The organism is Clostridium senegalense JC122, from assembly GCF_000285575.1.
GTDB lineage: Bacteria > Bacillota > Clostridia > Clostridiales > Clostridiaceae > Clostridium_J > Clostridium_J senegalense.
Window position 1 is genome coordinate 565939 of record NZ_HE611050.1, and the last position, 11064, is coordinate 577002.

The following is an 11064-nucleotide window of genomic DNA, read 5'->3' on the forward strand; positions in this document are numbered from 1 at the left end:
AAAAAAATAAAATAAAAAACACCATGAAATCATGATGTTTTTATTTTATTTTTATTTATTAGTATTACATTCTATTTATTAAGATTTTCAGTAGTTTTTTCATTTGTTGCATCTTCAGAATTTTTTTCTCTAGGATCTGGGTACTTAAACTCATATCCTGGATTTGTCGCTAATATTTCATCTCTAAAATATTGCTCATAAACGGCTCTTGCAACTGGACCTGCATATCCTCCATGTCCTCCGTCAAAAATAACAATACAAGATACTATTTGTGGGTCATCTACTGGTGCAAATCCTAGGAATGTTGCATATGAAGTTCTTCCTAGAGAGTCCTGTTTTTCCTCATTGAATGTTGATGAACCAGACTTAGCACCATGTTCTATTGGGAATCCACTAAATGCAGTTGAAGCAGTACCTTCATCATTAGAAGCACCACGTCGTAAACCCTCTTTTATGGCATTAACATATTCCTCAGTTAAATCTATATGTTCTAGAAGTTTTGGTTCTATTTCAGTTTTATCTCCTGTTACAGGATCTATTATGCTATCTACTAAATGCATTTCATATCTATTTCCACCATTAACTAAAGTTGCCATATAATTTGCTAATTGAAGTGGAGTAAAATAATTCATACCTTGACCAATAGATGCATCATAAGCGTTAGCAGCAGATATTCTATTTGATATAGCATCTGCTATAGAGTAATTTATTGCTATAGCCATATTCTCTATATCCTTATCAGAATATTTTTTAGCTTTTAACTCATCACTTGATTCTATTAAATCCTTTAATAGATCTTGCATCTTTGGTAATATTTCTTCTTCCTTAGCTTTTGCCTCTTTTTTCATCTCTTCTTTTATAGCATCTATCAAAGCAGTTTTCTTTTCATTTACTTTTTTAATTGCCTCTTTTTCTTTATTACTACCTTTTTCATCTTTTTTAGTAATATCAATTTCCTTATAATGAGGTGTAGTATTTATTGAATCAGTACCTGTCTGCATAAAATTAACTAACTGGTTTACATAATCATTTGCAAACTTACTTTTACTTGATTCATAATTATATACTTGACCAAAATTTTCTGCTATTTCTATACCTGTTGAAGGTTTTGTATTTGAGCCTGGTTCAACACCTAACCCAAATTTCCAAGCATATTTTGCTAAGTAATCAAGTCCACTTGAACTTTCTCCACCTTTTGCAAAAAGTCTATCTGCAACATCATAGAAAAAATAGTTACAAGATACTTCTAATGCTTTTCTTATATCTATAGCTCCATGTGATCCACCTGCTGTATTATAAATCCAACAAGCTCCATGATAATCAGAGTATCTTTTATTATATTCACCATCATCATATATAAGTGTATCTGGTGTTATTACACCTTCCTCTAAACCTGCGATAGATGTAAGTGGTTTAAATATAGAACCTGGTGGTATTAATGTAAATGTTGCATAGTTATAAAATGGTTTTGGGAATATATCATAAATATCCTCTCTTACTGTTGTATTACCTTCAATAGAATTATTTAACGGAAACATTCTATTTAACATAATATTAACCTTATCTTCATAACTTTTTGTAGCAACTTCTTCTTGAGTTAATACTCCTGGTATTGATGTAAGACCTCTACTTTCAATGTACTGTTTTCCCATTTTTTCTAAGTTAGGATTAAAGTATTTTTCTGAATCCTCTGCACTAAGTGATCCTTGTGTAAATATATTAGGATCATATCCTGGTCTACTAGCTAGTGCTAATATTTTTCCTGTTTTAGCATCCATGAAAACAGCTGCACCTCTAGTAGCATTCGTACTGTCAACGTCAGCTACTCTACCTTGTTTTTGTAAATTAGCCATAGTATCATCTAAAGCTTTTTCTGCTATTTCTTGTAAATTTTTATCAATGGTAAGTTGAAGAGTTTTACCTGGATAAGCTTCAACTTCACCTAAAGTCTTTACTTTTCTACCTTGTTTATTAACTTCAATACTTTCCTGACCTTTAGTTCCTTTTAACATATCCTCAAAGCTTGACTCAAGCCCTGCTTTACCAACACTATCGCTGCTTACATCGTAACCTTTTTCTTCATATTTCTCCTGTTGCCATGAATCTATCTTAGATGTATATCCTAAAAACGCTGAACCTAAATCACCATTTGGATAATATCTCATCGGTTGAGTTTCTACACTTATTCCTGGTAAATCTGGTTGTAGCTGTTCAAATAAAAACGCAACTTCTTTTGATAAGTTGTTTGCAATAACTACAGGTTTATAACCAGAGTAACTTTGCATTTTTACAGCATCTAAAACAACTAATAATCTTCTTTTTTCCTCTAATGTATATTCATCTTTATCTAATAAATCATATTCTTTTAATAATTCATTTAGACAATCCTCTGCAGATATTTTTAATAATTCTTCATCTACTTTTTTAAGTTGTTCTTCATTAAGATCTTTTTCATCTTTTCCTGGGTAAAGCTTTTTTATTGCTATACTTTGAATTCCTCTATCTTTTTTAAATCTTAACTCCATCCAACGCCTATTTGCATCATCTGTAGCTTTAAAATTAAATCGCACTTTTGGCTCTTTAGATGAATCTATAGCTATTGCAAATTCATCTACCATAGCAACACCTTTTTCATCTAATTTTTTAAATACTTTATCCATAGTAGTTAAAAAACTTTCCTTACTTTCTGTTGTCTCTGTAAACATCAGTGTATAGCTTTGAATACTAGTTGCAAACACTTCTCCATTTTTATCTAAAATCTCACCTCTAGGTGCTACTTTAGATACATTTTTATAGTTTTTTTCTGTTGATTGCTTTTTAAATTCTTCACCCATTACAACCTGCAAATACAAAAGTCTGGAAATTATACCTGAAAATATTATTCCCATTGCAATAAAAAACACTGTATATCTTGAAAATTTCTTATCTGTTTTTTTGTTTTTTACCATAATATCACGTTCCTAAAATCTCCATTCTTTCTTTATAAATTTTGTTTCTGAAAGTTTGTAAACATATCTATATAATATAATCGATAAAACCATATTATATAAACTAGTATATAATATATTTTCCGTATTTATTTTTATGTTCATTAAATATAATACTATTAGTATTATTATACCTTTCAAAATACTAAGGAATAATGTAGAAACTATCGGCACAAATGATTTTTCTTTAAAAATACTTTTTCCTACTACTGCTGCTATATAACAAATTATCATATTCGTTAGCATATTGACCCCTATTCCATTAAAAAAGTATAAATCTTGAATTGCACCTGAGAATATTCCTAATAGTATAGCTTCCTTTTCCCCATTTATAATTGAATAGGATATAATAAAGATTAATACTAAACTTGGATACACAGACTTTATAGCAAAAAATGTTATTAATGTATTATCTAATATAGTAAGTACTAATATTATCCCTATCAGTGTTAATATTTTCTTCATATTATCACCTAATTTCTTTTTTCTTTTTGCACTACTATAAGTACTTGCTCTAATTTATTAAAATCTACATTTGGTTTTACAACCGCACTTTTCATAACAGCTGCCTTATCTTCTTTTACATCTAAAACTTTTCCTATTTCTATGCCTTTAGGATAAATATCACCTAATCCAGATGTTACTATTGTATCTCCTACTTTTATTCCTGAGTCAATAGATAATCCTGTTATTTCAGCTAAAAATTTTTCCTCATTTCCTTTATATCCTTTTACTATACCATCACTCTCTTTTGTTGATAATACATATCCTGCTACTGCTATATTTTCATTACATAATGTTTGAATTGTAGCACTATTATTACCAACACTTGTAACTTGACCTACCAATCCAACAGAAGTAACTGCAATCATTCCTTTTTCTATTCCATCTTTGCTACCTCTATTAATAGTAAATCCATCTAAAAAGTTTTGTCCGCTTCTTCCTACTATATCAGCACCTATATATTCATATTCTGATCTTGTGTCCTTAAATTTTAAATTTTCTCTCAATCTAGCATTTTCATCTGCTAGAATTGTATTTTCATTCTTTAACTTATCTAAATTTTTATTGTCTTCTTTTAACTTTTCATTTTCAGATTTTAAATCTTTTATATGAAATATAAAAGAAAATGAATTTTTAACTTTATTGCCAATATTATAAACAACACCTTGAACACTATTTAAAGTTGTTCCTACACCATTTTCCACGAAAGACACATGTTTTCTTTGCACAGTATAACCTATAAGAAATAAAAAGCATACTGACAGTATTATTACTAGTACTGCCAGTTTATTTTTTAGTTTATCCAATTTTTAGCCTCTTTTATCCATTATGTCAAGATTATCTAGTGCTTTACCTGCTCCTATAGCAACACAATCTAATGGTATCTCCGCAGCTTTTACAGGCATATGAGTTTCGTGGTTTATTAGTGCATCTAATCCTTTTAGCATAGCACCACCACCAGTTAACATTATACCTTTATCCATTATATCTGCAGCAAGTTCTGGTGGTGTTTTTTCTAGTGTAGTTTTTATTGAATCTATAATTGATGCTACTGGCTCTTTTAAAGCTTCTCTTACTTCACTTTCGCTTATTTCTATAACTTTAGGAAGTCCTGAAACCAAATCCCTTCCTTTAATTTCCATATGTTTTTCTTCTTCTCCTAGATCAAAAGCTGAACCTAGTTCTATTTTTACTGCTTCTGCAGTACGTTCACCAATCATTAAATTATACTCTTTTTTTATGTAAGCAATTATGGCTTTATCAAGCTCATCACCAGCAACTCTTAAAGATTTACTAGTTACTATTCCACCTAATGAAATTATTGCAACTTCTGTTGTTCCTCCACCAATATCTACAACCATACTTCCTGTTGGTTCATTTACTGGAAGTCCTGCACCGATTGCAGCTGCCATTGGTTCTTCTAAAAGACATGCAAATCTAGCACCTGCACTTTTAGTTGCTTCTTCTATAGCTCTTTTTTCGACTTCTGTTACTCCTGATGGGAAACATACCACGATTCTAGGGCTTTTAAAACCATTTTTCGCACCAGCTTTTTCTATAAAACTTCTTAACATTTTTTCAGTTACATCAAAGTCTGCAATAACACCATCTCTCATTGGTCTTATAGCTACTATATTTCCTGGAGTTCTACCTATCATTTGTTTTGCTTCTTCACCAACTGCTAAAACCTTATTAGTTTTTTTATTTATAGCTACAACTGATGGCTCTCTTAATACTATTCCTTTTCCTTTTACATACACTAAAGTATTAGCCGTTCCTAGGTCTATACCCATATCTCTTGATTTTGAAAAAAATCTCATCATCTTTTTTCTCCTTTCGTTTCTATAAAAATGCTCTTTCTTTTAAGCTAACATATATACCATTTCCTATAATAATATGATCTAAAACTTCAATACCAATTATTTTTCCACATTCTCTTAATCGCATTGTAATGTTTATATCTTCTTTACTTGGATTAGGATCACCTGAAGGATGATTGTGGCATACTATAACTGAAGCACTATTATTCTTTATGGCCTCAACAAACACTTCTCTTGGATGTACAATTGAACTATTTAAACTTCCTATAGATATATCTTTTACAGACAAAACTATATTTTTAGTATTCAACATTATAAGCTTTAAATATTCCTTTTTCAAATGTTTCATATCTTCCATAACATAATTAGCAGCACTTAGTGGACTTAAAATTCTATACTCTTCACCAGACTTAAATGATTTAAACCTTTTAGAAAGTTCACATAACGCTACAAGTTGTGTAGCTTTAGCTTCACCTATACCTGGTAATTTTATAAAATCATTTATACTAGAATTTAAAAGTCCATTTAACCCCTTACAACTTACAAGTATCCTATTACACAATCTAAGAACATCTTCTTTTTTACTTCCTGTCCTTAATATTATTGCTAAAAGCTCAGCATTGGATAAACATTCACTGCCATATCTTAATAATTTTTCTCTAGGTCTCTCACTTTTTGGCAAATCCATAATACTTAAATTCTTCAAAAAATCACTTCCCTGAAATAATTGTAATTAAAGATTTACCCCCATCTCATTAATCATTGAATTTAACCTGTTTAAAGGCAATCCAACAACATTATAATAACAACCATTAATTTTTTCAATAAAAACAGCTGCTTTTCCTTGTATACCGTAAGCCCCTGATTTATCCATAGGTTCTTTAGTTTGTATATATTCTAATATTTGATCATCAGTCAACTTTGAAAATTTAACTTCTGTACAAACTGCATCTGATAGCATTTCATTTGTTTTCAAATTCAAAACTACTATTCCAGAATAAACCTTATGGGTATTATCACTAAGACTTTTTAGCATATTAAATGCTTCTTTTTCATCTTTAGGCTTAAGCATCAGATTTTCATTATTAAAAACAATGGTATCACTAGCAATTATTAGTTTCTCACCTTTAACTCTATCTGCAACTTCCAAAGCTTTTCCTTTTGAAAGCTTAATAACATACTCCCTGCACTTTCCTTCAAAAGACACAGTGCTTTCATCAAAATTACTTGGAATTATTTCAAATTTATCAGTAATTAAATTTAAAAGTTCTCGCCTTCTTTGTGATGAGGATGCTAAAATTATATCCATACAAATTCACTCCTAATATTTCCTAAATAATATCATTGCTACTATTATACAAATAATAGACATTAAATTAAGCTTAAATTGTAATCCAAACGTTATACTTATAACCTTAAGATCTAGTAATATAGGTTGTTTCAGCCCTATAAAATAGGATAACCCTAAAATGTCTAAAAAGCTAACACTTTTTGACAAAACTTCCCCAATAAAGCTTCCAGAAATGCAGGCTAATAAAATAACAAAAATATACTCTTTTGCCTTTTTATCTGAACTCTTCAAATTTTAATCCCCCATTTTATTTCTTTATCTTATATAGTTTATCACTTAATAAAATTATTAACAAGTATATAAAACACATAATAATAAAAAATATATTTGTTTTTATATTTGAATTCTTTTTAATTTTTTTAATAAAGTATTAATTTTATGTAAATGATGTAATATTATTCAAATCCACTTACTTATAAGTTTTTTAAAGTTGTGTTTATTATATAAATAAGCCTTAAAGCAAAATTTTCTGTATTTCTATTTTAACTTCTATACCAATGTGTTTTAAATAATATTATATATTTTTTTAGCACATAAAAATAAGCAAAGACTTTAATATCTCTGCTTACTTATCCTTACACTTTATAAATCTATTTAATTCTTATTTATTTTGTTTCTTTTCTTTAAATTTTGATATCTGATTATAAATAAAAGAATTCATCTCTGACGCCTTATTTTTATCTACTTCCTCAGGAAGTTTACTTATATGTTCTTTTAATTCATTCACTTCTTTATATGCACTATGCTTTTCATTTACAGGGTCTAATTCTGCAACCCATTTTTTAAGTTCTGTAGTTTTTACAGATTTTATTTTCGGATCCATTGCATTGTTTATAATATCTAATTCTGCCTCTATTATTTTTGCTACTTCAACCATAGATAAATCTTTATAATATATCTTTATTATATTTTTACTTGTATTTATTCCACTTTTCTCTAAATCATTTATAATTTTTTCACTTTCACTTATGTTTTTATACATACCATAATATATTTTATATAAACCGTTATCTTCTATAACAAATGGACTTCCTTTTGCTGAAAGCTGTTTTAAAATTTTATCAGCATTATCTTTTACTTTAAATACTCCACATTGCAAAAGTACTATTTCGCTTTTTTCTAATTCATTTCCTTTTATATTGTTTTTTTCTTTAGCTTCTATGTTACTTTTGTTGTTCCTAATATTAATTCCTTTTACTCCACCTAAAATTAAATAACCAAATAATGCACAAAAGAAAATAATAACTATTAATGGAAGCAACTTAATTTTTTTTCGTTTTGGTCTCACATCATATCTTGTGTATTTCACTTTTATCACCTTCCCTAACTTCTTGTTTATAAATTTATATTTAAAAAGTTAAGAGAATATGACTTTAAAATAAAAAAGGTAGAATACTCTACCTTAATACACCACTACTCAAATATTCTTCTTGCACCTACATATGCATCAGAATAATATTTATTTATTAAACTACCCTTTATAACTCTTCCTGTAGTTTTGTCTGCATAAACAAAATTATTGTTTCCAGAATATACTCCCACAATAGATAGATTTTGATTATCTGTTTTTAAAAATACCAAATCTCCATTAACTAATTCATTTTTAGAAACTGCTTTACCAAATTGAATTTGTTTAGAAACACAATGTGGTAAATCCACATTATATTTACCATAAATATATTTTGTAAATCCTGCTGCATCAAAAGCTTCAGTTCCTTCTGCACCTTCTACATAAGGTCTACCTATTTTCGATAATGAAATATTTACCACTTCATTAGATTCTATAGGTATATCTTTTTCTTCCCCTCTTGATACACGCTCACTGTTTTCATTACTACTAGAAACCGTTATAACTTTATCTGTAGATATAGTTGTGGCTCTTAGTTTCATGTTTATTTTTTCATTAAATATAGTATATGCATAAGTTATCTTATTACCAAAGGCTACTGCAATTAAAAACACTAGAAAAATGCTAATTAAACTTTTTCTAATCATTGTTTTTTTAATCATTAAATTTCCTCCTAAATTTTAAATCATCTAAGTAATTCTATTATTTTATATAAGTTATCATATATTTTTCAATCAATTACTTAAATCAACATTTGTTAGTTTTTAATTTTAATTTGCAAATTACTAAAATAATTTCTTGCAACAAAATTATTTTATATGCAAAACACACTAACTAATTATCTAATTCTTATAGCTATTATAAATTATTAAAATACCATAAGTCAAATTTTAACCCATAATTTTAAAATAGAATTTTCAGAAAAATAATTAGCAACACTTTACATCATATATTTTTCGTAATATTCATTATATTTTTTGAAATAATTTTATACTATATGTTAACCATAGACTTTAAGCTCTTCTCAACACTTGAGAAGAGCTTACTTAATTTTATTTATTTATATAATACTGCCAATTTTAGTATTTTTTCAATTACATTTTTACTTTGTTTGTAAGATATACCTGTAGATAATAAAAACCTAATTATTTCTGGATTGTTTTTCTCTATTCTATTTACAGTCTTATTAATTTTAAAATCATCATATTTTTTATTTATACAACCAAATTTATGTTCATTTTCAGATTCTATTAAATTATGTTTCACAAACTCATTTTTTTCAATCACAGCAGGCATTGGTGTTAAAAAACCTATAAATTTACTTCTTTCAAAATTGATAAGCCCTCTCATACTATATAGAGCCATGAATTCTTCCATTTCTTCCGACAATTTTATGTTATTTATATTTTGTAATGGAATTAAGTCATATTCATCATAATTCATAATTTCACTGTTACCAACATTTTAAACTCCACATATCCTTTTGGCAACTTTACCTCCTTTTTACATTTTATATTACAATAAAATATTTTTTTAAATTTTTACTTGAAAATATATACAATATAACGTATGCTCTACACATTTATTTTATGATAATATTGCTTTTGCATAGCATAAAATTATAAACTAAATTCTAAAATTATTCATTTATTAAATAAGGTTAAAATTTATTATTATTTGTTATGCTCCTAGTAGTTCTAAACATGCTTTTTTCTATATAAAATTACAAAAAATTATATTAATAGATTTTTAGAAATAATTTCTTAGAAGTTGATTATGACTTTTATGCTAAACTTTTCATTAATAATAATTAATTGTACTTATTTCTATTGAATAATAACAACCCTTTAATATATTTATTAAGTATATTATTTAATTTAAATAAGTTACAATTTAATATATTTTTCACTTTACAAATTAACTTAAATACTGTTTTTAATAAAAAAAGATTGAAAACGAAGGATTAACTTCTTTTTCAATCTTTTTATTTATAATTTAAAATTCTTTACTTAACCTCCAAATTATATATAATTTATACTTTTTCAAAAGATTTTTTTAAAAAATATCTATTGCATCTCCTGCATTATTTTTAAGTTTATCTATTGAATGTATATATCTATTAGTTGTAGCTATATTCCTATGTCCTGCAAACTCTCTTACTTTTTCTATTGTTACACCTTTAGTTATTGCCAAAGTTATAGCTGTATGTCTCATAGAATGGACCTTTATTTCTTTTTTTATATTTGCCTTTTTACATATGTTTTTTATTATATAATTTAAACTACTAGGATCTAATTTGCTATACTTTTTACTGTTTCTTGAATGACCTAAAAACAAGTAATCTTCTTTATTATTAATTTTATCTCTTGATGTAGCAAGTAGATACTCGTAAATAAAATCTAAAACTTGCTTTTGAAGTTTCACCATATCTTGTTTATTCCCTTTCCTTTTCACTATAATTACATCATAATCTCCATAAGCACAAATATCTTTTATTTTTATATTTATTATTTCTGATTTTCTTAAAGCTGTTGTAAGAGCTAATGCAATAATAGCTTTATTCCTTAAGCCAATAACATTGTCTGTTTTTATACTATTTATTATTTTTTTACATTCTTCTTCAGTCAAAAATTCTGTCTCTTTATTATTAACTACAGGTTTTTCTTCCTTTAATCCAGAAAAAGGATTATATTTTATAATTTCTATTTCATTATAATTATCCTTATATTTTAATAACCATTTATAAAGTGCACTTAATGAGGAAATTTTTCTATTTATTGTAGCTGAAGAAAATCCTTTTTCAGTAAGATATAATATATAATTTTGAACATGAAATATATTTACTTCTTTTATATGATTTAATGTTATTTCTTCAACATTACTCACATTAAAAAAATCTTTTATATCTCTTTCATAGCTTTTTGCCGTATTAACACTTCTATTGCCCTTTATATTTAAAAAATTTTTTATGAAATGATTATTATTAACTCCTATATGTTTTAGCATTTCATTTTTTTCGTTTGATAATATAATTTCATTCATATTCATTCATCA

At 26.9% G+C, this 11064-nt stretch carries 11 protein-coding genes; all 11 read right to left on the bottom strand.

Annotated features, from left to right (window positions below; all coding sequences use genetic code 11):
* Positions 1-71 precede the first annotated feature (71 nt).
* Positions 72-2948, bottom strand: a complete 2877-nt coding sequence (locus CSGHG_RS03275) for a penicillin-binding transpeptidase domain-containing protein (RefSeq protein WP_010292685.1) — start codon at positions 2946-2948, stop codon at positions 72-74.
* 12 nt (positions 2949-2960) lie between these two features.
* Positions 2961-3452 carry a rod shape-determining protein MreD gene (mreD, locus tag CSGHG_RS03280; protein WP_010292687.1) on the bottom strand — a complete coding sequence of 164 codons (492 nt, stop codon included), beginning with the start codon at positions 3450-3452 and terminating at the stop codon, positions 2961-2963.
* 8 nt (positions 3453-3460) lie between these two features.
* Complete coding sequence (mreC, locus tag CSGHG_RS03285) at positions 3461-4297, bottom strand: rod shape-determining protein MreC (protein ID WP_010292688.1); 837 nt, start codon at positions 4295-4297, stop codon at positions 3461-3463.
* A 3-nt stretch (positions 4298-4300) separates the two neighbouring features.
* Positions 4301-5311, bottom strand: a complete 1011-nt coding sequence (locus CSGHG_RS03290) for a rod shape-determining protein (protein ID WP_010292690.1) — start codon at positions 5309-5311, stop codon at positions 4301-4303.
* 22 nt (positions 5312-5333) lie between these two features.
* Positions 5334-5999: a RadC family protein gene (radC, locus tag CSGHG_RS03295; RefSeq protein WP_042316019.1), complete on the bottom strand. Its 666-nt coding sequence runs from the start codon at positions 5997-5999 to the stop codon at positions 5334-5336.
* A 45-nt stretch (positions 6000-6044) separates the two neighbouring features.
* Entirely contained in the window at positions 6045-6620 is a 576-nt protein-coding gene (locus CSGHG_RS03300) for a Maf-like protein (RefSeq protein WP_010292694.1), read from the bottom strand.
* Positions 6621-6632: 12 nt separating this feature from the next.
* Positions 6633-6893, bottom strand: a complete 261-nt coding sequence (locus tag CSGHG_RS03305; RefSeq protein ID WP_010292695.1) for a DUF4321 domain-containing protein — start codon at positions 6891-6893, stop codon at positions 6633-6635.
* 370 nt (positions 6894-7263) lie between these two features.
* Positions 7264-7971, bottom strand: a complete 708-nt coding sequence (locus tag CSGHG_RS03310; protein ID WP_010292696.1) for an SPOR domain-containing protein — start codon at positions 7969-7971, stop codon at positions 7264-7266.
* Positions 7972-8075: 104 nt separating this feature from the next.
* Positions 8076-8672: a C40 family peptidase gene (locus CSGHG_RS21700; protein WP_010292698.1), complete on the bottom strand. Its 597-nt coding sequence runs from the start codon at positions 8670-8672 to the stop codon at positions 8076-8078.
* Between the two features lie 394 nt (positions 8673-9066).
* Complete coding sequence (locus tag CSGHG_RS03320) at positions 9067-9453, bottom strand: hypothetical protein (protein WP_010292700.1); 387 nt, start codon at positions 9451-9453, stop codon at positions 9067-9069.
* Positions 9454-10065: 612 nt separating this feature from the next.
* The gene (locus CSGHG_RS03325) at positions 10066-11052 is read right to left on the bottom strand and encodes a tyrosine-type recombinase/integrase (RefSeq protein WP_042316025.1); all 987 of its coding nucleotides are present in this window, start codon (positions 11050-11052) and stop codon (positions 10066-10068) included.
* Positions 11053-11064: the final 12 nt, after the last annotated feature.

Bases quoted from the DNA above. Each gene is read 5' to 3' on its own strand.
- CSGHG_RS03275 (WP_010292685.1), bottom strand. From the start codon at position 2,948: ATGGTAAAAAACAAAAAAACAGATAAGAAATTTTCAAGATATACAGTG.
- mreD (WP_010292687.1), bottom strand. From the start codon at position 3,452: ATGAAGAAAATATTAACACTGATAGGGATAATATTAGTACTTACTATA.
- CSGHG_RS03290 (WP_010292690.1), bottom strand. From the start codon at position 5,311: ATGAGATTTTTTTCAAAATCAAGAGATATGGGTATAGACCTAGGAACG.
- radC (WP_042316019.1), bottom strand. From the start codon at position 5,999: ATGGATTTGCCAAAAAGTGAGAGACCTAGAGAAAAATTATTAAGATAT.
- CSGHG_RS03300 (WP_010292694.1), bottom strand. From the start codon at position 6,620: ATGGATATAATTTTAGCATCCTCATCACAAAGAAGGCGAGAACTTTTA.
- CSGHG_RS21700 (WP_010292698.1), bottom strand. From the start codon at position 8,672: ATGATTAAAAAAACAATGATTAGAAAAAGTTTAATTAGCATTTTTCTA.
- CSGHG_RS03320 (WP_010292700.1), bottom strand. From the start codon at position 9,453: ATGAATTATGATGAATATGACTTAATTCCATTACAAAATATAAATAAC.
- CSGHG_RS03325 (WP_042316025.1), bottom strand. From the start codon at position 11,052: ATGAATGAAATTATATTATCAAACGAAAAAAATGAAATGCTAAAACAT.